The following is a 25,418-nucleotide window of genomic DNA, read 5'->3' on the forward strand; positions in this document are numbered from 1 at the left end:
CGTGTCTGTAGAAGTACTATCGACGTTGCACAGTGAGGCCCCACGCGAGACCAATCGGGTCCGGGAACTCTTCCTGATGCAACCGCATGCCGACCTAAGCGGCATCCGTCCCATAATCGCGCGCTCTTGGTACCGCAGCCGTGCCGCGGGCGTCGATGCATTCGCAGACCGCGGATTCTTTGATGAGGGGCGGGTGGACGAGTTCACTGTCGCTGCGGCCGGGCCGCACCTGCAGAAACTGGATGAAGTTGCTGCTGACCTGGGCGGATACGTCAACATCACCGCCCCGAATGGGGTGCTGGTCAAGGCCAGCTTCCTGCGAGATGACGGGTTCCCTGCCGGATACTCCTTGCTGGAGGAGAGCTGCGGCAGCAACGGGGAAGGTCTGGCACTGGAAGAAGGGCGAGGTGTATGGCTGGCCCCCGAGGAACACTTCCGCGAGGACATGAGAGGCAACTGGTGCTTCGCCTCCCTGGTACGCGATCCCTTCCATAACCGCGTGCGGGCGGTGATCGGGCTGACGCTTCCGGCGAACCGGGTCAGCACACTGGAACCTTCATCCACCCTGCTCATGCTGGAAGGTGTTGCTTCCCGGATTGAGCGGGACATTGAGGTCCGGACTTCGTCGAAGGAACGTGCCCTCCTCAGCGAATACCTCAGGATCTCCCGTAGAAGGGGCAACCGGGCTGTGATCGCCGTCGACGGTAAAAACTCGCTCCAGAACGCATCGGCGACGGCGACGTTGGTGGACAACGACTTTTCGATCATCTTCGGCTATGCCAAGGCGGTCATGTCCTCCGGCCGCGACATGAACTGCGAGGTCATGCTGCAGGGGCCAGGGCTTTCCACTTTGGAGATATCACCAGTGACGCTGTCGGCGGCCAACGTCGGAGCAATCGTGGTAGTCCGGCCGCATGCTCCGACTAAGAACCGCTCCACCGACACCACTAGTGCGCTGCTCCAGTTGGTATCGGCGCCACAAGAAACTGCTGAGCGGCTGCTGAAGCACGTGGATGGCACCAGCACGGAGTTCAAGCGGACCCTGAACCTGGCGCGGAAGGCCGTGGACCAGGACCGGTCCGTGGTGATGATCGGCGAATTGGGCAGCGGGAAACTTCGGCTGGCCGATGCCATCGCGGCGCTGCGGGGCGGCCGGATGATCGTGGATGCACGCAACGGAGACCTCAGGAACCCCAACATCAGCGATGTCCTGCACCGGTTGGCCACCGAGCTTCCGGCCACCTTGATCGTCGAACACGCTGACGAGCTCTCCCAGAATGAAGCCAGCGAGATCGCCCGGAACCTTCGTGGCCATTCCACCACCAAACTGATTTTCACCATTACCCGCCCTACGGAAGCAACCTTGCTGCTCGCCGAGGCATTCGACGTCCTCGAAGTTTCGGTGGCACCACTTCGTAACAGGAGGGAAGACATCCCGCAGCTCGCCAACGCGATTGCCGAGGAGCTGGGGGAGCGGAGGCTTTCCCGCAGGCTGCTCACGACGCTCACCCACGCCGATTGGCCGAGGAACATCGATCAACTGCGGTCCGTGGTCTCCAATGCCGTAGAGCGCGCAGAGGGCGCAGAAGTCACCGTGGACGACCTACCCCAAGGGTTCCACCGCGTGCTGACCAAGGGCAGGCTATCCCGCCTGGAAGACGCGGAACTCAGCGAACTTCGCACGGCCCTGCAGGAAGCAAAGGGTAACCGCAGCCTGGCCGCCGAAACCTTGCAGATAGGTCGTTCCACTCTGTATCGGCGTATGGACTACTTCCGCAGCCGCGGCTTCGATCTCTGATTCCACACCGTAGCAGCCGGCCCCGCTCAAGGGGACGGCTGCTACGCGCTGCCCAGGAGATGAAAGCCCGACGGTGGTGGCAGCTTGCGCGGTTCAGCGGCCACGATGCGGGCTGGAAGAGTGTCCCATCGCGGTGTCTCGATCTGGCACGGATAGCCACACTGATATCGCGTTGTACTGGAAATCACCCAACACCGGCACCCATCCCAAGGTGTGTCCGGCAGCGACCGACGGTACGAACACGAACAGGACGACTGACTATGACCCGCGATGCCAAGGGAACCATTCTTGTGGCCCCTCACCATTTCCCGGACCTGGACCGTGAGCACGCGCTTGCGAAGGAGTTCGGCTACACACTTAACGCCGCGGCAGACACCGACGCCTTCCGTGAAGGGCTCCCCGAAGCCGACATTGTGATGATCACCCCCTACGCCAAGCTCACCGCAGCCGACTTCCCGCTGATGGCCAAATGCCGTGCAGTGATCAGGTATGGAATCGGCTATGACAACATCGACGTCGCCGCAGCCACCGCTGCGGGCATCCCGGTCTCGATCGTTCCCGGCACGGCGTCCGAGGAAGTCGCCTCCCACGCCTTCGCAATGGGCCTGGCGCTGGCACGACGCCTGCCGGCAGGCAACGCCGCCATCGACAACCTCGGGTGGGCCGGAACCATCGGCTACGACACTCCAGTCCTCTCCGAGCTGGAAGTTGGCGTCTTGGGTATGGGACGAATCGGGCAGCACGTAGCCCGCATGTATGCGGCCGTAGGTGCCCGTGTCCGTGCTTACGATCCCTTTGTCACGAATAGCTTCGTGGAGATGTCCGGGCTGGAGGACATCCTGGAGAATTCCGACGTCGTTTCCCTCCACCTGCCGCTAAACGCCGAAACGACGAACCTCATCTCCACCGATGTCCTCGCCACGATGCGCAAGGGCACCGTGATCGTCAACGTCTCCCGAGGCGGCCTTATCGATGAAGCCTCACTCGCAGAGGCCTTGGCCTCCGGCCAGATTGCAGGGGCCGGCATCGACACTTTTGCCCAGGAGCCGCTTGCAGCTGATCACGCCTTGCGCACGGCGCCCAATGCCATTCTGACACCGCACATCGCCTGGCGTTCCAACCGATCCACTGGCGCCCTGCAGGACGGTGCAGTGGAGCGTGTCCGCCTGGCGCTGACCGGCCAGCCGCTGATCGACCTCGTGAACTGAAGAGACTGGAGAAACCCGACTTGGCTACCACCAACCATCTGGAAGACCTCGCTGCATTGCAGAATCCCGCGGAAGATCCGCACCTGCGCCGGGGACCGCGCGGTTTCCCGCTGCTGCCCGGCGGCTACGGTCGTTCTACCTATTACACCGGTGCCCCCAGCCCCTACGCCATCAAGGGCCATGGCTACCGGGTGTGGGATGACCGCGGACGTGAACTGATCGACGCGAACAATAACTTCACGTCCCTGATCCACGGCAACGCCCACCCGGAAATCACCGAGGCCGCCACCAAGGCCCTCACCACCGGTGCCAGCTGGGGCATCCCGAATCTCTACGAATGGGAACTCGCAGAACTTCTGCTCGGCCGCCTTCCGGAGCTGGATCAGGTCCGTTTCGCGAACTCGGGCACTGAAGCCGTCATGTCTGCAATCCGCATTTCCCGGGCCAGCACCGGCCGGGAGCGCGTGATCGTCACCAAGGGTGGCTACCACGGCACATCGGAAGTTGCCTTGGTTCCCGGCGGACCTTCCTACCAGCGGGGCGTCACCCGCGGCGTGATCGACGACGTCACTGCGGTGCCGCTGAACGATGTCGACTTCCTTCGCCAGGCGGTTGAATCCGCACCGGACGCGTACGCCGCCATCATCCTCGACCTGCTGCCCAACCGCGCCGGTCTCCTCACTATCAACGAGGAGTTCGTCCGAACTGCCCGGGAGCTGGCCACACGCTATGGCATTGTCCTTATCATCGACGAGGTCATCAGCCTCCGCCTTGGCTACAGCGGCTTCAGCGGTGAATACGGGGTTACCCCGGATCTGCTGACCACGGGCAAGCTCATCGGCGGCGGCTTCCCCGTCGGAGCTGTCTGCGGCAAGGCCGAGCTGATGGCCGAGGTGGACCCGACCCGTCCGGGCAGCCTGCCGCACGGCGGAACGTTTTCTGGCAACCCCGTCAGCATGGCAGCCGGCTCCGTCGCCCTGAGGCTTTACACCGAAGATGAGGTCAAACGCCTGAACCAGCTGGGTGACACCGCCCGCGACACGGCCAACGCGCTGGTTGCCGACGCTGGCTGGGAGATCCGTGGCCGCGGCTCTCTCCTCCGCGCGGTTCCTGCCGGTGCGGAGAAGGTGGACGAACACACCCAGCACAAGCTGTGGTGGGCCTCCTATGAGCGCGGATTGCTCGGCTCCCCGGCCAACCTGCTGTCCCTGTCCACGCCCATGGACGAGAAAGTGGTGGCCGACATCACCGACCGCCTGGCTGACGCCGTCCTTGCAGTCGCCTCGGAGGCTCCCACCACGGAAGGGGCCAAGTAACCATGAAGATCGTTTCCTATGAACACGAGTCCGGTATCCGCGGCGGCGTCCTGATCAACGACGCCGTCCATGACCTGGAGCTGCTGCTGCAAGCTTCCCGCCAGGCAGTACACGGAGCCACCACGTCCGTGCGGGAATTCCTGGAGTTGTATGGCGACCGGCTTGAGGCCATTTCGTCCGAAATCGAGAACCTGGCCGACCAGGACCCGGAAGCTCACGTTGGTGTTCGGACGGATGTCCGCTTGACCACACCTGTGCCCGATCCCTCCAAAGTCCTCTGCATCGGCCTGAACTATAAGGACCATGTTGCCGAGACCGGCCGGGCATTCCCGGAGTACCCGGATGTCTTCGCCAAATTCGCCTCTACCATGGTTGGGCCTGAGGACGAGATCGGTGGTGCGAAGGTCAGCGAAAACCTCGACTTCGAGGGCGAACTGGCAGTAGTCATCGGGCGCGAGGCCAGTGAAGTCACGGAAGAAGAAGCGCTGAACTATGTGGCGGCACTCGCTCCGCTGAACGACGTCACCGCCCGCGACCTGCAGTACCGCTGCACCCAGTGGCTGGCAGGCAAGGCCGTAGACGGGTCAACCCCCTGGGGCCCTGCCCTCGTCACCTTGGACGAGGTGGGCGATCCCCAGAACCTGGACCTCACCACCCGCGTGAACGGCATCGAAGTGCAGCGCTCCAACACCAGCTACCAGATCTTCCCGATCGCGCGGATCGTCTCCTACCTCTCAAGCTTCCTCACCCTGGAACCGGGCGACGTCATAGCCACAGGAACCCCGCAGGGCATCGGTGCCAAGCGGAACCCGCCTGTCTGGCTGAAACCGGGAGACACCGTGGAAATCGACATCGACAAGGTGGGACAGCTCCGCAACACCGTGGGCAAGCCCCATCTCTAACCCCTGCAAGCTCTACGAAAGTAATGAAGACCATGAGTGATGTACAAACACAACCAGGCGAGGCCCGGTACCGCATCGCCGTCGACACCGGCGGTACCTTCACCGACGTCGTGGTCGGTTCCAACAGCGGTGACATGGCAGTCGGCAAGGCGCTGACCACCTACGACCGCGTGTTCACAGGCTTCGAAGCCTCGGTCCGCCGTGCTGCCGAGTCCGTTGGCTGGAGCGGCGACGACGTGCTGCGCAACGCCGACGTCATTGTCTACGGCACCACCCACGCCACCAACGCAGTGCTCACCGGCAAAGTGGCGAAAACAGCGCTGCTGACCACTGACGGCTTCGCCGACACCCTGCTGCTCCGCGAAGGTGGCCGCCGTGACGCCTTCGATTCCAAGGCTGCCTACCCGCCGCCCTACATTCCCCGCCAGCTGACCTTCGAAATCACCGAACGTATCTCCGCCGAGGGCGACATCCTGGTGGAGCTGGACGAAGAGCAGGTCCGCGAAGTCCTCGGTTCCTTCAAGGAACAGGGCATTGAAGCCGTTGCGGTGTCCTTCCTGTGGTCCATCATCAACGACGCCCACGAGAAGCGGGCAGCCGAGCTGATTCAGGAGATCCTCCCGGGCGTTCCGTACACACTTTCAAATGCGGCCAACCCCACCATCCGCGAATACCGCCGCTCCTCGGCAGCCTCGATCGACGCTTCCCTGAAGCCGCTCATGGCAGACCACCTGGGCAAACTCCGCTCGGACCTCCAGGAATACGGCTTCGCCGGCGACCTCCTGGTAGTGACATCCGAAGGTGCCGTCCTGGACGTCGCCGATGTCCTTGACCGCCCCGTCCTGCTGCTGAACTCCGGCCCGTCCATGGCACCGCTGGTGGGCGCTGCGGCGGCCCCGGATCACGACACCGTGGTGGTCTGCGACATGGGCGGCACCACCTTCGATGTGTCCCTAGTGGAGAACGGTGTGGTCCGCCACACCCGCGAAGCTTGGCTGGGAGAGCCGTTCGTCGGTCACCTCACCGGCTTGTCTTCCGTTGCGGTTTCCAGCATCGGCGCCGGTGGCGGCAGCATCGCATGGATCGACGGTGGCGGCCTCCTGCGCGTGGGCCCGCAGAGTGCGCGAAGCACGCCCGGTCCGGCAGCCTACGGCCGCGGCGGCGAAGAACCAACCGTCACCGACGCCTGCGTGGCGCTTGGCTACCTCGACACGGAGGGCTTCGAAGGCGGGTTTACCCTGAACCGCGAGGCCGCCATCAAGGCCATCGACACCCGCATCGCTGGGCCGTTGAAGATGGACACCCTGCAGGCCGCCCAAGCCATCCTGGATGTCTCCGCCAACCACATGGCTACCGCCATCCGCCAGTCTGCCCTCGAACAGGGCGTAGACCCCCGGGGCGCGCTCATTGTTGCCGGCGGTGGCGCAGGCGCCATGGTCGCAGCGATCATCGGCAAGCTCCTGGAAGCCGACACCGTCCTGATCCCGGCGACCGCCGGCGTCCTGGCCGCCTACGGCGCCCACCGCGCCCCGATCGCCACCGAGTTCCTCTCGCCGCTGCACAATGACACCCGCAGCTTCGACGCCGGTTCGGCCTCCCGCGCTGTGGAGGACCTGACAGCCAAGGCTGAGGTCTTCGTAAAGCGCTTCGATGGCGTAGGCGAAGCACCCAAGGTCACCTACTTCGTGGATGCCCGCTACCCCGGCCAGGCCTGGGACCTCCGCGTCTACCTCGACGCCGCCCCGGACACCTCCGGCGATGCGGCAGGCATCATCGAGCGCGCCTTCCATGAAGAGCACGACCGCCGCAACGGCACCCACGATCCGGACAGCCGCGTGGAGATCATCACTTGGGGCGTCCGCGTGGAAATCCCCCGCCCGGAGCACACCAGGTCCGAAAGCGAACTCAGCCGCACCGCGGAAATCCACCGCACGGACAGCATTGTGTTTGGCGGCGACCCCTTCAGCACCCAGCGCTACCGCGGCGTGACGCTCGCTCCCCGCGACAAGATCGTGGGACCGGCCGTCATCGACCAGCCCACCACCACCATCGTCGTACCGCCGGAGTGGGACGCGACGCTCGATGACCGATCCAACATCTACCTCACCCGTAAGGAGGCGTAACCGTGACCCGCGAATTCGATCCCGTAAAGCTCTCGGTCCTTGCCAACGCATTCGACGGCATTGTCCGCGAGATGACCAGCGGCCTGCTCCGCTCCGCCCGCTCGTCCGTCATCAACACGGCCCGCGACTTCTCCTGCGCCGTGCTGACCGCGGACAACCAGTTGCTTGCCGCGGCTGAAGGTGTTCCCGTGCACGTCTTCGGTGCCGGCCCGCTGGGCGAGGACATGGTGGAACTGCACAAGGACATCCGCGAAGGCGACGCGTTCCTGCACAACGACCCTTACATGGGTAATTCACACGCAGCAGACCACGTGATCCTGGTGCCCATCTTCATCCAGGGCCGCCACCTCTTCACCGCCGTGACCAAGGCCCATCAGGCCGACTGCGGCAACTCGCTTCCCACCACGTTCTTCGCCACAGCGCGGGACGTGTACGAGGAAGGCGCATTGATCTTCCCCTGCGTGCGGATCCAGCGCGATTACACGGACATCGACGACATCATCCGCATGTGCCGATCCCGCATCCGTGTCCCTGACCAGTGGTACGGCGACTACTTGGCTTCCGTCGGCGCCTCGCGCATCGCCGAGCGCCGCATTCACGAACTCGCCGAGAAGTTCGGCGTGGATGACCTGGTGGACTTCGTGGACGCCTGGTTCGACTACTCCGAACGCCTCACTGCCAGTGCGATCGAGAAGCTGCCGGAGTACGTCCTCCACGGCAGCTCCGCCCACGATCCCTTCCCCGGAACCGGCCCGGAGGGAGTGCAGCTGCAGGCAACCCTCGAGGTGAAGCCCAAGCAGGGCAAGGTGGTGATTGACCTGCGGGACAACCCGGACAACCTTCCCAACGGCCTGAACCTCACCAAGGCAACTGCCACGGGCGCTGCACTTGCCGGCATCCTCTCCGGCATCCCAGAGAACCTGCCGAGCAACGCAGGAACCTTCCGCCGCGTCGAGGTGCTGCTGCGGGACGGCTGCGCGGTCGGTGTCCCCAAGCACCCCTACTCCTGCTCCTCGGGCACCACCAACCTCGCAGACCGTGTAGTCAACATCGTCCAGGCCGCTTTCTCCCAGATCGACGACGGCTACGGCACCGCCGAGGGCGCGGCCGGCCAAGCCCCTGCCAAGTCGGTCATCTCCGGGACGGACGAACGCAACGGCAACCCCTACGTCAACCAGATCCTGGTAGGCGGCGTCGGCGGCCCGGCCACCCCGTACGTTGACGGCTGGCCCACCTACCAGCGTCCCGTGTGCGGCGCCCTGCTGTACCACGACAGCGTGGAAGTGGACGAGCAGCGCTACCCGATCCTGGTCCACGAACGTGCTCTGGTTGCCGACACCGGCGGAGCAGGCCGCCAGCGCGGCGGACTGGCAACACGCGTCACCATGGAGCCCCGTGGCGAGAGCGTCACCCTCACCTACGGCATCGAAGGCAAGATCAACCCGCCGAAGGGTGTCCGCGGCGGCCACGACGGTGCGGAACCGTCCGCCTGGGTGGAAGACGTCAAGACCGGCGAACGCCGCGAAATTCCCGTGGTGGGCCGCTACGACCTGCAGTCGGGCGAAAAGGTTGTCTCCATCACCCCCGGCGGTGGCGGCTACGGTGACCCGCTGGAACGCGACGTCCTCGCAGTGCTCGACGACTACCGCGAGTCCCGCGTGACCCTCGAAGCCGCGGCCGCACACTACGGCGTGGTCATCACCGATGGTGCCATCGACGAGGCAGCAACGGCGAAGACCCGCGAGGAACGCCTGGCCGGCTAAATAGCAGCTATCGCACCCATCCCGGGGCGGGGTATATTCCTCGCCCCGGGATGTTCCAACAACCATCAAACGGAGATTCACATGGAACCCATTCGAGTCGGCATTATCGGCGTCGGAAACGTCCTCAACCAATACCTGGACAAGATCGGCGTCCACCCCGACGTCCAGATCGTGGCACTCGCGGATGTGAACCCCGAAGCCGTGCGGAAGCGCGCCGCCGAGTACGACGTTCCCAAAGCACTCACCCCGGACGAGTTGCTGGCGGACGAAGACGTCGAACTGGTCCTGAACCTCACACCGCCCAAGCTCCATGCCCCGGTGACCCTCCAGGCAATCGCGGCGGGCAAGCACGTCCTTTCCGAGAAGCCCTTCGCCACGTCCCTTGAGGAAGCGAAGCAGATCCTGGAAGCGGCACGGGAAGCGGGCGTCAAGGTTGGCTCAGCTCCCACCACCTTTCTGGGCTCCGGCATGCAGACAAGCCGCAAGCTCATCGACGACGGCTGGATCGGCAAGCCCGTGGCGGCCTTCGCCTCCTTCGCCTGCCGCGGTTACGAGCACTGGCACCCGAACGTGGACCCCTTCTACAGCCCCGGGGCGGGCCCCATGCTGGATATCGGACCGTACCTCATCACCAACCTGGTGAACTTCTTCGGCCCCGTTTCCCGCGTCTCCGCAACGACGCCGCGTTCGGCAGAAACCCGGCCCCGTCCCGGCAAGGACGGCGAAGTCATCCAGATCCAGACGCCCACACACGTCACCGGCACCCTCGACTTCGAGTCCGGCGCCACAGCTACGGTGATCGTCAGCTGGGATATCTGGAACCACAACCTGCCGCACCTGGAGATCTACGGCACCGGTGGATCACTGGCCGCCCCGAACCCGGACCACTTCTCCGGCGCTCCCGTGCTGCGCCGCGGTGAGCCCGGAGACCTCGCGCTGGACATGACGCCTCCCGGTGGCGGAGATTGGCGCGAAACGCCCATCACCCACCGGGACGACGCCTACCGCGGCATCGGCCTGGCCGAATTCGGCTACGCCATCCGCAAGGGCGTGGAGCCTCGGACGGGCGGCGATTTCGCCTACCACGTGCTTGAAGTTCTCCTCGCCTTCGAGGCCTCATCGGAGCACGGCAAGCACATCGCGATTGCAAGCACCTGCGAGCGGCCCCGGCCGCTGCCCTCCGTGGGACCGCAGGAGCCTTACCGCTTCGACTAAGACAACCCAAATCAAACAGCAGCCGACGGCGGTACGCAGGTACCGCCGTCGGCTCCTGTTTTTGCGTGTCCGGGCAAGTGGGCTGCGTCCCAAACTGGGACACAACTTTGCTTCTCCCGGGTGAAAACCTGAAGTTCGGGCGAATCGGTTTGCAAATGCCGACGCACCTACGAATTTTAGGAGAACGCATGACTAGCACAGCCGCTGCTGATACCGGCACCGAGGTCAATATCGCAGCCGATAAAAAGGCCGTCCGTCGCCGCACTGTCGCACAAGCGATCGTTGAGTACCTGCAGGTCCAGTACAGCGAACTCGACGGCGAACAACGCCGCCTGATTGCCGGCATGTACGGCATCTTTGGCCACGGCAACTCCGTGGGCCTGGCCCAGGGCATCGACGAATACGGCGTGGATTTCCCCCATTACCAGGGCAAGAACGAGCAATCGATGGTCCACGCGGCCATCGGCTTCGCCAAGGCCTCCAACCGCGCTGCCACCTTGGCCTGCACCGCCTCAGCCGGTCCGGGATCCACGAATATGATTTCCGGCGCCGCCACGGCTACCACCAACCGCCTGCCCGTGCTGCTGTTCCCTGCGGACATCATCAACAACCGCTTCGGCGATCCCGTACTCCAGCAGATCGAGCACCCCGTGGAGCGCGACGTCTCCGCCAACGACTGCTTCCGTCCCGTCAGCCGCTACTTCGACCGGATCACGCACCCCGCCCAGTTGTTGTCCACGCTCCCGGAGGCCATGCGTGTCCTCACCGATCCTGTGGAAACCGGTGCCGTGGTGGTGTGCCTGCCGCAGGACATCCAGGGTACAGAGTTCGACTTCCCGGAGTCCTTCTTCACCCCGCGAGTCTGGCACATCCGCCGACGTCCCGCCGTCGAAGATGAGCTCCGCGATGCCGCCGAAATTATCCGAAACGCCAAGCGCCCGCTGCTGATCGCCGGCGGCGGCGTCCGCTACTCTAAAGCGCAAGACGAACTGGCGCGCTTCAGCTCCGAGTTCGGCATCCCGGTTTCCGAGACCTACGCCGGCAAGGGCAGCGGTCCCATCACAGACCTCAACCTCGGTGCACTGGGCGTGACCGGAACCGTGGGCGCCAATGAGATCGCCGACAACGCCGATGTGGTGGTGACCGTGGGTTCGCGCCTGCAGGACTTCATCACGGCCTCGCACTCGCTGTTCCAGAACCCGGACGTGAAGTTCGTGAACCTCAACGTGGGTTCGTTCGACGCCCACAAGATGGGCTCGTTCCCCGTCATCGGAGACGCCAAGTTGAACCTGGCCGCCCTGCGGGAGCGGCTGGCCGCGGTTGGATATTCGACATCGGGCGAGTTCCGCAGCGACGTGGCGGACGCACTCAAGGCCACGCTGGAAGTTCGCAGGCATGACCTTCAGGCCTTTCCTGGCGAACTGATGAGCCAGGCCCAGGTCATCGACGTCCTCAACAAGCGCACCACCAGCGAAGACGCCCTGATTTTGGGCTCGGGCGGTGTGGTTGAAGGCATTCACAAGGCGTGGGACCCATCCAACGGCACCGAAATCCACTTTGAATACGCCAACTCCTGCATGGGCCACGAAATCCCCGCAGGCTTGGGCTACCGACTGGCCCGCCCTGATGAGCCCGGCGAGGTATATGTCCTGATCGGTGACGGTACCTACTTCATGCAGCCCACTGAACTGGTCACGGCTGTCCAGGAACGCAAGAAGATCATCACGATCGTGATCGACAACCGCGGCCACCAGTGCATCTGGCCGCTCCAGGTTGCCAAGGGTGGGCCGGGTCGCGAATTCGGTACCCAGTACCGCGAACGCAGCAAGGAGTCCGGCCGGCTGGACGGGGCGGTCCTTGATTTCGACATCGCCGCCAACGCGGCCAGCATGGGCTGTGCTGCCTGGTCCACGACGACGATCGAGGAGTTCTCTGCCGCCCTCACCGAGGCGCAGGAAGCCGAGGGTCCCGCGGTAATCGTCGCGCGGGTGGAGCCGTGGCGCTACCTGTCGGGCAACGGCGCCTTCTGGGACGTTGGAGCTCCGATGACCTCGGAGCGGCCCGCCACCTTGGAGGGTGCTGCCAAGCACCTCAAGGGCCGTGAGCGCCAGCGTTTCTACGCTGCCACCAGCGCACCTGACGCACGCTAGGCGCACCGGGCGGGACCACTCTATCCAGCGGTCCCGCCCGCTTGTTTTACGGAATTTACTGACCAAGGAGCAGTCACTATGAGCGCATTTGCCGTTATTGATCCGGCTACAGGAACCATCCACGCCGAGTATCCCGCAGCCACTGACGCAGAGGTGGAAGCCGGACTCGCTGCAGCGCAGAACACCTACCATGAATGGTCCCGCACCACTACGGTGGCCGAACGCGCGGGCATGGCCAGGCGCCTTGCCGAGCTGTTCGTTGAACGCAAGGACAAGCTGGCCGCCATCATCAACCGGGAAATGGGTAAGCCCCTCCAGCAAGCGGCCGGCGAAGCAGAGTTCTCGGGCTCCATCGCTTCGGCCTTCGCCGAAAACGCCGAGGAGTGGCTGGCAGATGAGCAACTCGAGGTCGCTGACGGTTTGCGGAGCTTCTTCCGCTACCAGGGCCTCGGCGTGATCCTGGGCATCATGCCGTGGAACTACCCCTACTATCAGGTGGCACGGTTCGCGATTCCCAACATCATCCTTGGCAACACCGTCATTGTGCGGCACGCCAGCCAGTGCCCGGAATCGGCGTTGGCCCTGGAGGAACTCTTCCGCGATGCAGGCTTCCCCGAGGGCGCCTACGTCAACCTGTTCGCTACCCACCAGCAGATCTCCAACATCATTGCCGACGACCGGGTGCAGGGTGTGTCGCTGACGGGCTCAGAGCAAGTGGGCGCAATCGTGGCTGAACAGGCCGGGCGCGCGCTGAAAAAGTGTGTCCTGGAGCTCGGCGGCGCCGACGTGTTCCTCGTTCTGGACACTGACGATGTGGACCTCGCTGTGAAGAAGGCCGTCATGGGTCGCATGGGCAACACGGGCCAGTCCTGCAACGGTTCCAAGAGGATCGTGGTGCTGGATAAGTACTTCGATGAGTTTTCGGAGAAGTTCAAGGCTGCCATCGCCGGACAGTCCTACGAGAACGGCGATTTCGGACCGATGTCTTCGGACTCGGCCACCAAGTTCCTGGCTTCCCAGGTGCAGGGTGCGCTGGACCAGGGTGCGGAAATTCTGGTGGGCAACAACCAGCCCCAGGGCAACGTCTTCACTCCGACAATCATCACCAACATCACGCCGTCCATGGACGTCTACAGCGAGGAACTCTTCGGCCCCGTTGCGCAGCTGTACAAAGTCAGCAGCGACGCCGAGGCGATCAATCTTGCCAACTCCTCGCCGTACGGCCTGGGTTCCGTAGTGATCTGCGACGACGTCGAGCGCGCCGAGCGCGTCGGCAACCAGCTCGACGTCGGCATGGTATTCGTCGGTGCCTACGACCTCAGCGGTGCGGACGTGCCGTTCGGCGGCGTCAAGAAGTCCGGCTACGGACGCGAACTGGGCAAGGTGGGCATGCTGGAATTCGCCAACAAGAAGCTGTTCCGCTTCGCCAAATAAAAAACTGTCAACCGTAACATGCAGTTTGAGCTGCACCAGGATCCGGCACCCTTCGCCCCGGCGTTCCAGGACGAAGGGTGCCGGATGTTGACGATGTCTCAAAAGAATGGTAGGTGCAGGAATGAACGTTGCATTAGGTGACCCCGGCATGGCACCGGCGGATGAACCGCAGCCGGGCCAGTCCTCATTCCGAAATGCCCCCGGTCCATATTTCGGCTCCTTTGGCGGACGCTGGATGCCGGAGGCACTTATCGCAGCTCTTGACGAGCTTGAGAACACGTTCCGCGAGGCTAAAGTCGATCCCGAGTTCGCGACGCAAATCGCGGACCTGAACCGGAACTACACCGGCCGGCCCTCGCCATTGACCGAGGCCACGAACTTTGCCCGGCATGCGGGTGGCGTCCGAGTATTCCTTAAACGCGAAGACCTCAATCACACGGGCTCCCACAAGATCAATAACGTGCTCGGCCAGGCGCTCCTCGCCAAACGCATGGGCAAGTCCCGGGTCATCGCCGAAACAGGCGCCGGCCAGCATGGAGTCGCCAGTGCTACGGCAGCGGCCCTGCTCGACCTCGATTGCGTCGTGTACATGGGTGCCGAGGACTGTCGCCGTCAAGCTCTAAATGTGGCAAGGATGAAGCTGCTTGGCGCAACCGTTGTACCAGTGGCTACCGGCTCCAAAACCCTGAAGGACGCCATCAATGAAGCTCTTCGTGACTGGGTGGCCAACGTTGATACGACCCACTACATGCTGGGCACCGCGGCAGGAGCCCATCCATTTCCAGCTATGGTCCGGTACTTCCACCAGGTTATCGGCGACGAGGCCCGCAGTCAGGTACTGGAACGTACCGGCCGCCTCCCGGATGCCGTTTGCGCCTGCATCGGCGGGGGATCTAACGCCATCGGCATTTTCCATGCTTTCCTGGATGACCCGTCGGTAGCAATCCACGGGTTCGAGGCCGGCGGCGAGGGCATCGAGACCGGCAGGCACGCGGCCCCGATCACTCTTGGCTTGCCCGGTGTGTTGCACGGGGCCAAGTCGTACCTAATGCAGGACGACGACGGCCAGACCATCGAATCCCATTCGATTTCCGCGGGTCTTGACTACCCAAGCGTCGGACCGGAACACGCCTATCTGGCAGACATCGGTCGCGTCAGCTACGAGCCGATCACCGACCGGGAAGCCATGGACGCATTCGGTCTCCTGTGCCGTACCGAGGGCATCATTCCCGCGATTGAGTCGGCCCACGCACTCGCCGGCGCCCTCAAGGTAGGGCAAAGAATGGCCACAGCGGACACTGCGACTGGTGATTCAAACAAGAGGATAGTGATTGTGAATCTATCCGGCAGGGGCGACAAAGACGTAGGGACTGCCGCCGAGTGGTTTGACCTTTTAGGCCCCGAGTCCGTCGTGGTCTCCTGACACACTTGAGGCCTGGTCCTGAACTCGTCCGTGTGCGAAGGACCAGGCTTTTGGGGTCGGCAGAGACGGGATGACCTGATGGCGCCAGATAACCGATCTACCTGCCCCGGCATTTTGAACGGAATGACGCCACACTTTGCGATGCGTCCGCAACGTAGAGGCCTTTGGAGACGTCGAACTACCATAACTAAAACTCCATACTCACAGGTGGCGGGGTGCTGACAAGTACCGGCCTGGAGGTCAAAGAGAGGGAGACCGGATCGTGCTGATCCGGTCTCCTTGGGTCTCCTACTGCAGGCGATTAGGCGTCGTAGGTTGTGCTTCCCGTGACCTGCGGGATGTCAACCCAAGTCGTCGAATCCGCGCTCCGCAAGGAAGCATCAACGAGTTCGGACGCCGACCAGCCGTCTGCCGCTGAAGGGCCAATCTGCTTGCCTTCGGCCACTGAGCGTAAGAACAGGGCAGCCTCGATGGTCTTGAGGTCGTTGAAGCCGATGCCCGGACCGGGTCCTGGCTGGAAGCGCCCGAATTCGCCGTAGGACGGCGGGGTCATGATGGTGCGGTACCCGCTGCGGTCTGTGGCGACTTCCAGCTGGTTCATCCGTTCGAAGTTCCAGCGCAGCGAACCTTCCGTGCCGTAAACCTCGATGATGTATTCGGCGTGCGGGCCAATGGCGACGCGGGTGGATTCGAACATGCCGATCGCGCCGCCTTCGAACCGGGCAAGCATGGCGGTGTAGTCCTCGTTCTCCACCTCGCGGGTCACGTCCGAGGCCTGACCCATGTCGAAGGAGTTGGACGAGTTGCCGGCGGGCAGCGGGCGGTCCTTGATGAAGGTTTCCGTGACGGCGTTCAGCGAGGTGATCCGCCCCACCAGGAATTGTGCAAGGTCAAAGCCGTGGCTCAGGACGTCGCCCAGGACGCCGGAACCGGCCCGTGCCTGCTCGTAGCGCCACGTGAACACCTGGGTGGGGTCCGAGGCGTAGCCGGTGAGCAGCCTGATCTGCACGTTGGTCACCTTGCCCAGTGCGCCGGAGCGGATCAGCCGCCGGGCTTCCGCCACGGCTGGTGCGTGCCGGTAGTTGAAGCCCACCGACGTGATGAGCCCGGCGGCTTCGGCGCCTTGGGCAATTTCGCGTGATTCCCGGGCACTGCGGCCCATCGGCTTCTCGATCCAGAAGTGCTTGCCGGCCTCGATGGTGGCCAATGCAATTTCGTGGTGCAGGAAGTTGGGGGAGCAGATGGAGACGACGTCGACGTCCGGGTTCTCGAGCACTTTGCGGTAGTCGGTGGCCGTTTCCTTGTAACCGAGCGCGTCCTCGGCGTGGTGACGGCCGGCGTCGTCGGGGTCTGCGGCGATCACAAGCTCAGGGTGACGCGGCAGCTCGGGGAAGAACTGCTTGGTGGCGAGGTAGGCGCGGGAATGCAGGCGCCCCATCCACCCCACCGAGATGAGGCCAACGCCAATGCGGTTCTGGTCTTCCAAATTGGACTCCTTAGTTTGTGCCGCTTTCCGGCGGTGTTGTGCCGCACAGACCGGCGGCACCTGCGAATCAGCCTAGGAACGCAAGGAGTGTGCGCTGTGTCTCAATCTGAGACATCCGGTGAAGGCCTCCGGCTGTTTGAGTGGAACGTACCAGTCCAGCAACGCCAAGAAAGAGGAGACCGTCGACGATGATGGACCGCAGCATGTGGAGTCGGACGGAACCCTTGCGGGTGCTCGTCACAGGCGCGACGTCCGGCGTCGGAGAAGCGACGGCCAAACTGTTCGCCGGGCGGGGCGCCCGGGTTGCGCTGTTGGGACGGCGAGAGGGCGAATTGCAGCGCGTTGCCGGAGATATCGACGGCGGTGCGCACCAGGTGGTTACGGACGTCGCCGACGCCGAATCGGTTCGGAACGGGGTCCGTGGTGCCATCCACGCCCTCGGTGGATTGGACGTTGCAGTTAACGCAGCGGGGGTTGCCAGCCACGCGCCGCTTGAAGACCTTGATGAGAAGCGCTGGCGAGAAGTGCTGGATACCAACCTTTCCGGTACGTTCTACGTCGCCCGAGAAGCGGGTCTTTACCTGCGTCGGTCCGGGGGAGGGGCGATCGTCAACGTTGCATCGGACCTCGCCACCATGGGCGTTGCCGGACTGGTCCACTACTGCGCCGCCAAAGCCGGCGTCGTGGGGCTCACCAAGGCGCTTGCCTTAGAACTGGCGCCTCATGTCCGGGTCAACGCCGTGTGCCCGGGCCCGATCGATACCCCGATGTTGCGTTCAGGACTGGAATTGCAATCCAATCCCCTTCTGGCCCTCCAGCAGAAGGAAAGCACCGTGCCGTTGAACCGTCTCGCACATCCGGAAGAGGTGGCGGCAGCCATCTATTTCCTGGCGGTCGAAGGCACCTTCGCCACCGGCACCAGCATGGCGTTCGACGGCGGAACATCAGCCGCGTAGGCGGCTCACCCGAGACCTCACAAGACGAAGACAACCAAGGAGCTTTGAAACACATGCCTGACCCGAATTACATGGATCTCCGCAGCGCACGCTGGTTCGCGCCGCACGATCTCACCGGTTTCGTGCACCGTACCGCCATCCAGGCCGAAGGTTTCTCGCGCTTCGCCATCAAGGACCGGCCGGTGATCGGCATCGCCAACTCCTGGTCGGAGCTGGTCAACTGCAACATCCATTTCAAGCTGCTTGCCGAGGCTGTGAAGCGCGGCGTCCTAATGGCCGGGGGCCTACCCTTGGAGTTCCCCACCATCTCCCTGGGGGAGAGCCTGATGAAGCCCTCAGCCATGCAGTTCCGCAACCTCATGGCCATGGACGTGGAGGAATCCATCCGCGCGTATCCGCTGGATGCGATCGTGCTGCTGGGCGGCTGCGACAAGACCGTTCCTGCCCAGCTCATGGGCGCCGCCAGCGCCGATATTCCCACCATCATGCTCACCGGCGGCCCCCAGGAGCCGGCCCACTTCCGGGGCAAGCAGCTTGGCGTCGGAACGGACACCTGGAAGTACGCAGACGAGCTGCGGGCCGGTAAGATCACCGAGGCCGACTTTGACGAGCTCGAATCCGCGGCCAAGCCTTCCGCTGGCCACTGCAGCGAAATGGGCACGGCGTCCACCATGACGTCCCTCGTTGAGGCCTTGGGCATGTGTCTGCCCGGCAGCGCTTCCATTCCGGCCGTCGATTCACGCCGCGGCCAGGCAGCAGAGGCCACGGGACGCCGGGCCGTGGAAATGGCATTGTCCCAGGGGCCGAAGCCCAGCGAAATTCTGACCAAGGAAGCGTTCGATAACGCCATTACGCTCCTCATGGCCGTGGGCGGATCCACCAACGCCGTGGTCCACCTCCTGGCGTTGGCGCGAAGGGTGGGCTACGAACTGCAGCTTGACCGCTTCCACGAAATTTCGCAGCGGACCCCGCGCATCGTAAACGTCCGTCCTTCCGGCGAGTACCTCGTGAAGCAACTCTTCGAGGTTGGCGGCATTCCCACCGTGCTCAAGGCCCTTGACCCCCTGCTGAACCGGGACGCCATAACCGTCACCGGCGAGTCCCTCGAGAAGGGCTACATCCACGCGCCCGAGGCGGATGGAGTCGTCGTGAGCTCGCTTGAGGCGCCCTTCGACGCCTCCGGTGGCATCGCCGTCGTCCGTGGTTCCCTGGCTCCGAACGGTGCGGTGATTAAGCGCAGTGCAGCTTCTAAGGACCTGCTGCAGCACAAGGGCTCGGCCATTGTCTTCGACGACATCTACGATCTCGGACGGCGGATCGACGATCCGGACCTGGACATCACCGAGGATTCGGTCCTGGTGCTCCGTAACAGCGGGCCCGTCGGCGCGCCCGGCATGCCCGAGTGGGGCATGCTGCCAATCCCGCAGAAGCTGCTGCGCAGGGGCATCCGGGACATTGTGCGCATCTCCGATGCCCGCATGAGCGGCACCGCATTCGGCACGACCGTGCTCCATGTCTCGCCCGAGGCTGCGGTAGGTGGTCCGCTGGCGATCGTCCGTGACGGCGATCCGATAGTGCTGGATGTCGAGAACCAGCGGCTGGACCTTGATCTCCCCGAGGAAGAGATCGAGGCCAGGCTTGCGGAGTTGAAGCTGCCCGAGCCCAAGTACCGCCGCGGCTATGGACGCCTGTTCCTCGACCACGTCAACCAAGCGCACGAAGGCTGCGACTTCGACTTCCTCAAAGGCCTGCCGGATGAGGAGCCCCAGCGGCTGCCCTACGGCCTGATGAGCGGCTGGCAAGGCGGCTGGTAGGCCGCGGCGAACACAGAGCACACGCGGGGCCGTTCCCCAAGGGGCGGTCTCTTGAAAGGAGAAGGTGTGTCACGACCCAAGGTAATTGCAATAGTCCAGGAGGGCCGTCCGGTGCCTCCCGTGGATCGTCTGGAAAAGGAAGCCGACGTGGTGGTGGTCCGGACCGCGGAAGAGTTCCGGGGTGCGCTGCCTGGAACGGAGATCCTGTTTCTCAACGACTTCCGGACTAAACTCCTGCGCGAGGTGGGGCCTGGCAGCCTCCGCTGGATCCACACGTCCAGCATTGGCGTGGACAGTCTCATGACCGAGGAGATCATCGACAGTGACATCGTGGTCAGCAACTCCCGGGGTGTCTGCGAACGCCCCATCGCAGAGTGGGTCCTGGGTGTCCTGCTGATGTTCACCAAGGACCTGCGCCGCACCATCGAACTGCAGCGGTCCCGTACGTGGCAGCACCGGGAGACCGAGCCGCTGCTGGGCCGCAGGGTGCTGGTGGTAGGACCGGGCCCGGTGGGACGCGAGACTGTCTTGCTCTTGCGGGCGGCGGGGATGGATGTGACCGTCGTTGGTCGGTCTGCCCGGGACGATGCCCAGCTAGGAGCGATTGCCTCTTTCGACGAGTTGGACGCGCTCCTTGGCGAGGCTCAGGACGTTGTTCTCACTGTTCCGCTTACCGAGGAGACCCGCGGGCTGTTCAACGCGGCCCGCTTCGACAAGATGCGTCCGGGGGCCCGCTTGGTCAACGTGGGCCGTGGGGCCGTAGTCGTGGAACAGGACCTGCTGGATGCGATCGATGCGGGGCACTTGGGTGCTGCGGCCTTGGATGTCTTTGAGAATGAGCCCTTGGCGGCCGAAAATCCGCTGTGGAGCCGCAACAACATCCTGGTCTCGCCTCACGCCTCCGGTGACCTGATTGGATGGCGGGGCCGTGTGGTGGACTGCTTTGCAAAGAACCTCCAGCAGTGGAAAACGGGTCAGCCGCTGAACGACGTCGTCGACCTGACGAAGCTGGGCGGAACCGCTCCAAAAGCGCTGTCCCAAGCTGGTACAGTGCTCCCACAATCCGCGTCGATAGTGTGATTCAGCACTCTAAATTTCGTGACGAGGATTACATGACCAGCTCAACAAAAGGGAAGCCGATAACGCCTACCCAGACCCAGGAACACAAGCTCAGCGGCAACATGGGAGTAGGCGAGCTCGTAATGAACGTGCTCGCCTTCTCCTCCCCGCTGACCACCGTTGCCGGCACGTTGCCCGTGATGCTCCTCTTCAGCGGCCACACCGCTCCGGGAATCTATCTCCTGGTGACCTTGATGCTGCTGATCTTCTCGGTCGGTTTCGTCAAGATGAGCCGGAGCGTCGAGGCGCCCGGCGGCTTCTACTCCTTCGTCACCGCGGGCCTTGGAAAGCCTGCGGGTCTTGGCGGAGCGCTCCTGGCCTTGGTTGGGTACGTCTTCATTGGCTTCTTTGCGCCGTCCCTGTTTGCCCTGACGCTGCAGAGCTTCGTGGTAAACACGATGGGCGGCCCGGACATTCCGTGGTACTGGTACGGGCTTGGCATCATTGCCATTACCACGGCGTTGGCCTACAACCGGATTGACCTGTCCGCGAAAGTACTGACGGTTGTCATGCTGCTGGAGTCCACAGTGGTCGTTATCTTCGATGTTGCGGCCTTCGCCTCAGGGGACGTGTCACAAGGCGTCGGATTCTCCATGCCGTGGATTACCGACGCCGGCTTAGGCCTCGCACTGCTCTTTGCAGTTGGCAACTTCTTCGGTTTCGAGGCGACGGTAATTTACCGTGACGAGGTCAAGAACCCGGACCGGACGATTCCCCGGGCCACCTACTTGGCGGTAGTGGGCATCGGCCTGTTCTACGCAATTGCTGCCTGGGCATACACGGCCTTCCTGGGAGCGGACAACGTCCAGGAAGAAGCCAAGGCCAACACTGTGAACCTGTTCAACGACGGCGCCATCGCGTTGGTGGGCAAGATCTTCGCGGACATTGGTGTTGTCCTGCTCATCACTTCCATCCTAGCTTCGATGCTCTCCATCCAGAACATCGCTGCGCGGTACAGCTTCTCGCTTGCCGCTGACGGGGCGCTTCCAAAGGCTCTGGGCCGGGTGCACCCGCGGCACAAGTCCCCCTACATTTCGGCAGTTGGCGTTGGTCTTGTCTGGGCTACAGCCACCGTGGTGTTCACTGTGGTGGGGGTTGCCCCTGAAGCCCTTTACCCGATCGCGAGCGGCAGCGGCACGTTCTCTGTCCTGCTCCTGATGTTCATCACGAGCTTTGCCGTGCTGGTGTACTTTGTCCGCCGCCGCAGTTTCGCTCCGGAATCCGTATGGAAGACCATTGCGGCGCCGATTGTCAGCGTGCTCTTCCTTGGCCTGATCACCTACCTGGCAATCGCGAATTACCCTGAGTTGATCGGCGGCTCCCTGCTCATGACGGTCATTTTCATGACCTTCACTTTCGCCTTGTTCATTGGCGGAATTATCTACGCCTATTTCCTGCGCTCGAAGCGTCCGGATGTTTATGCGCGCTTGGGCCGGCAAAAGATCGAGCAATAAACCACCTCAACATCTGGAGACCTGCAATGACGCAACAGATCAGGGTTGGCCTGTTCGGGACCGGCAGGATCGGTCAAGTGCACGCCATGAGCCTTGCAACACTCGAAGAAGCAACGTTGGCCTGGGTGTGCGACCCCTTCATTGAGGGTGCCAAGCGCACGGCCGCCGAGTTCGGAGGCCGCGTGAGCGACGATCCGGAGGAAGTGTTTGCCTCCGGGGAAGTCGACGCCGTCATTGTCGCCTCGCCGACGGCCACCCACGTGGACTTGATCGAACAGTCGATCGACGCCGGCATCCCGGTGCTGTGCGAAAAGCCCATCGACCTGGAGATCGGGCGGGTCGACGCCCTCCGGGCCAAGGCGGCTGCCACGGATGTACCGATCGCCCTGGGCTTCAACAAACGCTTCGACAGGCATTTCGTTGAGCTCAGGCGGCGCGTGGGGGCCGGCGAGATCGGTGCCCTGGAGCAATTGATCGTCACCAGCCGCGATCCCGGGGAGCCCCCTGCGGCCTATCTGCCACAGTCCGGCGGAATCTTCCGGGACATGACCATCCATGACCTGGACATGGCCCGCTACTTCATCCCGGACATCGTGGAGGTCTCGGCCCGGGGTGCCAACGTCTTCAGCGAAGGCATCCGGCAGGCGGGCGACTTCGATTCCACCGTGGTTACCCTCCGGGGTTCGAAGGACGAACTCGTAACCATCTTCAACTCAAGGCATTCCGCCTATGGCTACGACCAACGCATCGAGGCCTTCGGATCCACAGGCCTGCTCCAGGTGACCAACAAGAACGACAGCCTGGTGCGGCACTGGGGTGCCCGGTCCGTGGAGGGGGCAGGCCCATACCAGAACTTCTTCCTGGAGCGCTACGCGGAGGCGTACCGGCTAGAAGTCGCCGAGTTCCTCCGTGCGGTCCGCGGCCTACCCTCCCGAAGTCCCGGCTTCGAGGACGGCCGTGCTGCCTTGATCCTGGCCGACGCGGCGGAAAAGTCCGCCCGAACAGGCGCCGCCATAGCCGTGGAGTTGTCAGCGTAGCCCTTGACTGCCCGGCCCGGGCACGGATTCTTTCGCAACAATCCGTGCCCGGGCCGGGCTTTGTCCTTTTAACGGAATACCGACTTAACGGCTTATCAGCAAAGAATTTGTTTCCCAAAGCAACAATTCCCGCGGGTCCGTGTTCCAAAGTGGCACACATACCGGGTTATCCAATCCGTCAAAGTTCAAGTAAGTGAAACAGTGTGGCGAAGGTCACGCGGTTACGGGGCTTTCTTGAATTACCCCGGATTCTGCAAAGTCGAACAACGTTGTTTGATGGTCCATCGCCAAAGATGTTTCACCGGTTCATTTGCATGGCCCTATCAAACGAGGATGAGATGACCGACGCACCACCGGCGACAACTCCACTGGTCGCCCTAAAGGACATACACAAGACATTCGGGGCGGTGTCCGCTCTGCGCGGCGTCAGCATCGATGTCATGCCCGGCGAAACCTTCGCTCTTCTTGGAGACAACGCCGCCGGCAAATCAACGCTCATGAAAGTTCTGACAGGTGTCTACCAGCCCGATCGGGGCTCGATCGAGCTGGACGGGAAGGCCACCGCGTTCCCCACCCCCTCGGCATCCCGGGACCAGGGCGTCGAGATGGTCTACCAGGACTTCGCCCTGGCCGACAACCTGGATGTCCGGACCAACATCTTCCTGGGCCGCGAGCCCCAGAAGAACATCCTGGGTCCGCTGTTGAGGATCATCGACAGGAAAAAGATGGAATCCGAAACCAAGCGCGTGCTGGAGCGCCTGGACATTCCCATCAACCCGCGGCTCAAGGTGAAGCGACTCTCCGGCGGCCAGCGGCAGGCTGTGGCGATCGGACGCGCACTGGCCTTCGACGCCCGCCTGATCATCATGGACGAGCCCACCGCGAACCTGTCGGTGGCCAAGGTGGACAAGCTCATCGAAGTCACCCAGCGGCTCAAGGACCTGGGCATCGCGGTCATCATCATCACGCACCGCCTCGACGAAGCCTTCGCAGTGGCGGACCGCTTCGCCGTCATGCGCCAAGGGCAAGTAGTGGGACGCTTCCGCGTTGGCGAGGTCTCCGAGGCCCAGGTGGCCCACCTGATTTCCCACGGCACCTTGGACGACTACGTCGACCACGGCAGCGGCATTCCCGAGGACCGCCGCAAGATCGGAAGCACTTCATCCATGGAAACCGTTGATGCCTTCTCCGCACGCGGTACCACCAACGGGAGCGACTCATGACCATCACCATGGACACCCTCAAGACCAAGCTGGGCCCCGCCGACCTTAAGGAAGGCCTCACCGCCACCAGGGTGAAGCGGTTCATTGGGGACTACGGAATCATCATCCTGTTCGTGGTAATCCTGGTCTTCCTCGCCGCAGCAGCCCCGAACTTCCTCACGCTGAACAACATCGTGAACGTGGTCAGGCAGTCCTCCATCATCGGACTGATCGCCCTTGGGATGACCTTCATCATGATCACGGCAGGAATCGACCTGTCAGTGGGATCGGTGGTGGGCCTGGCCGGCATGACCTTTGCCCTGCTTGCCCCCGACAGTGGCGGAGCCTTCTGGCTGCCGCTGATCGCCGGCCTCGGCGTCGGCCTCCTGGTCGGTTTCCTCAGCGCCGCCATGGTGGTTTGGGGAGCCATCCTTCCCTTCCTGGCAACGCTGGCCACCATGGCCATAGCCCGCACGGCGGCGCTCGTGATCACCGATGGCCAGGTTGTCTCCGGCCTCAGCGGACCGGCCGAATGGCTCGGCTCCGGCTTCCTGGGCCCCGTCCCGGTTCCCGTGATCATCTTCCTGGTTGCCGCTATCATCTGCGAGTTCGTACTGAGCCGTACCAAGTTCGGTTCTCACGTCTACGCCGTAGGAGGCAATGAGGAATCGGCCAAAAAGGTCGGCATTTCAACAAGCCGCGTGCTCTTCATGGTCTACCTCATCGGTGGCGTCACTGCCGCCCTGGGTGGCCTGGTCCTCACTGCCCGTCTCGATGGTGCCGCTCCGGTGGCAGGTACCGGTTATGAACTCCAGGTGATTGCCGCCGTCGTGATTGGCGGAACGAGCCTCTTTGGCGGAGTGGGCACCATCCGCGGAACAGTCATCGGCGTGCTCCTGCTGGGCGTGGTGATGAACGGCATGAACCTCATGGGCGTTTCCTCCTACTTCCAGCAAGGCGTCCAGGGCGTGATCCTGGTGCTCGCCGTCCTGCTGAACCGCTGGAAGTCCGACTGACC

Annotated in this window: 18 protein-coding genes; 17 read left to right on the forward strand and 1 reads right to left on the reverse strand. The window is 63.3% G+C overall.

The genetic code is table 11. The features are described 5' to 3' along the window. The first annotated feature begins 193 nt into the window (after window positions 1–193). From ACHL_RS00660 to trpB, 10 genes are all read left to right on the forward strand, one after another. On the forward strand, window positions 194–1,798 hold the full coding sequence (locus ACHL_RS00660) for a sigma-54-dependent Fis family transcriptional regulator (protein WP_244266495.1): 1,605 nt from the start codon (window positions 194–196) through the stop codon (window positions 1,796–1,798). Window positions 1,799–2,058: 260 nt separating this feature from the next. Further along, complete coding sequence (locus ACHL_RS00665) at window positions 2,059–3,006, forward strand: C-terminal binding protein (protein ID WP_012630871.1); 948 nt, start codon at window positions 2,059–2,061, stop codon at window positions 3,004–3,006. Between the two features lie 20 nt (window positions 3,007–3,026). Further along, window positions 3,027–4,322, forward strand: a complete 1,296-nt coding sequence (locus ACHL_RS00670) for an aspartate aminotransferase family protein (RefSeq protein ID WP_012630872.1) — start codon at window positions 3,027–3,029, stop codon at window positions 4,320–4,322. A gap of 2 nt (window positions 4,323–4,324) precedes the next feature. After that, window positions 4,325–5,224 carry a fumarylacetoacetate hydrolase family protein gene (locus ACHL_RS00675; protein ID WP_012630873.1) on the forward strand — a complete coding sequence of 300 codons (900 nt, stop codon included), beginning with the start codon at window positions 4,325–4,327 and terminating at the stop codon, window positions 5,222–5,224. A 32-nt stretch (window positions 5,225–5,256) separates the two neighbouring features. Then, window positions 5,257–7,347 carry a hydantoinase/oxoprolinase family protein gene (locus tag ACHL_RS00680; protein WP_043794299.1) on the forward strand — a complete coding sequence of 697 codons (2,091 nt, stop codon included), beginning with the start codon at window positions 5,257–5,259 and terminating at the stop codon, window positions 7,345–7,347. Between the two features lie 2 nt (window positions 7,348–7,349). Next, window positions 7,350–9,110: a hydantoinase B/oxoprolinase family protein gene (locus ACHL_RS00685; protein ID WP_012630875.1), complete on the forward strand. Its 1,761-nt coding sequence runs from the start codon at window positions 7,350–7,352 to the stop codon at window positions 9,108–9,110. A gap of 81 nt (window positions 9,111–9,191) precedes the next feature. Further along, window positions 9,192–10,325 (forward strand): Gfo/Idh/MocA family protein, encoded by a 1,134-nt coding sequence (locus ACHL_RS00690; protein ID WP_012630876.1) that lies wholly within the window; start codon window positions 9,192–9,194, stop codon window positions 10,323–10,325. Window positions 10,326–10,513: 188 nt separating this feature from the next. Next, window positions 10,514–12,475 carry a 3D-(3,5/4)-trihydroxycyclohexane-1,2-dione acylhydrolase (decyclizing) gene (gene iolD, locus ACHL_RS00695; protein ID WP_012630877.1) on the forward strand — a complete coding sequence of 654 codons (1,962 nt, stop codon included), beginning with the start codon at window positions 10,514–10,516 and terminating at the stop codon, window positions 12,473–12,475. Window positions 12,476–12,553: 78 nt separating this feature from the next. Further along, window positions 12,554–13,909: an aldehyde dehydrogenase family protein gene (locus tag ACHL_RS00700; RefSeq protein WP_012630878.1), complete on the forward strand. Its 1,356-nt coding sequence runs from the start codon at window positions 12,554–12,556 to the stop codon at window positions 13,907–13,909. 148 nt (window positions 13,910–14,057) lie between these two features. Next, complete coding sequence (gene trpB, locus ACHL_RS00705; RefSeq protein ID WP_050767059.1) at window positions 14,058–15,332, forward strand: tryptophan synthase subunit beta; 1,275 nt, start codon at window positions 14,058–14,060, stop codon at window positions 15,330–15,332. Between the two features lie 301 nt (window positions 15,333–15,633). Here the strand turns inward: trpB and ACHL_RS00710 are convergent, their stop codons facing one another. After that, complete coding sequence (locus tag ACHL_RS00710) at window positions 15,634–16,818, reverse strand: Gfo/Idh/MocA family protein (RefSeq protein WP_012630880.1); 1,185 nt, start codon at window positions 16,816–16,818, stop codon at window positions 15,634–15,636. A 188-nt stretch (window positions 16,819–17,006) separates the two neighbouring features. Between ACHL_RS00710 and ACHL_RS00715 the strand changes: the two genes are divergently transcribed. The 7 genes from ACHL_RS00715 (at window position 17,007) to ACHL_RS00745 (ending at window position 25,416) form a co-directional block, all read left to right on the forward strand. Then, a complete protein-coding gene (locus ACHL_RS00715; RefSeq protein WP_012630881.1) occupies window positions 17,007–17,774 on the forward strand; it encodes an SDR family NAD(P)-dependent oxidoreductase in 768 nt (255 codons plus the stop codon). A gap of 53 nt (window positions 17,775–17,827) precedes the next feature. Next, a complete protein-coding gene (locus tag ACHL_RS00720) occupies window positions 17,828–19,588 on the forward strand; it encodes an IlvD/Edd family dehydratase (protein ID WP_012630882.1) in 1,761 nt (586 codons plus the stop codon). 66 nt (window positions 19,589–19,654) lie between these two features. Further along, entirely contained in the window at window positions 19,655–20,668 is a 1,014-nt protein-coding gene (locus ACHL_RS00725) for a D-2-hydroxyacid dehydrogenase (protein WP_139187364.1), read from the forward strand. A 32-nt stretch (window positions 20,669–20,700) separates the two neighbouring features. After that, on the forward strand, window positions 20,701–22,161 hold the full coding sequence (locus ACHL_RS00730) for an APC family permease (protein WP_012630884.1): 1,461 nt from the start codon (window positions 20,701–20,703) through the stop codon (window positions 22,159–22,161). Between the two features lie 26 nt (window positions 22,162–22,187). Continuing rightward, a complete protein-coding gene (gene iolG / locus ACHL_RS00735) occupies window positions 22,188–23,198 on the forward strand; it encodes an inositol 2-dehydrogenase (RefSeq protein ID WP_012630885.1) in 1,011 nt (336 codons plus the stop codon). A 407-nt stretch (window positions 23,199–23,605) separates the two neighbouring features. Beyond that, window positions 23,606–24,421 carry an ATP-binding cassette domain-containing protein gene (locus ACHL_RS00740; protein ID WP_244266496.1) on the forward strand — a complete coding sequence of 272 codons (816 nt, stop codon included), beginning with the start codon at window positions 23,606–23,608 and terminating at the stop codon, window positions 24,419–24,421. After that, window positions 24,418–25,416: an ABC transporter permease gene (locus ACHL_RS00745; RefSeq protein ID WP_012630887.1), complete on the forward strand. Its 999-nt coding sequence runs from the start codon at window positions 24,418–24,420 to the stop codon at window positions 25,414–25,416. The genes ACHL_RS00740 and ACHL_RS00745 overlap by 4 nt, the downstream gene beginning before the upstream one ends. The last annotated feature ends 2 nt before the right edge of the window (window positions 25,417–25,418 follow it).

The sequence above is a fragment of the Pseudarthrobacter chlorophenolicus A6 genome (genome assembly GCF_000022025.1).
In the GTDB taxonomy this organism is placed as follows: Bacteria; Actinomycetota; Actinomycetes; order Actinomycetales; family Micrococcaceae; genus Arthrobacter; species Arthrobacter chlorophenolicus.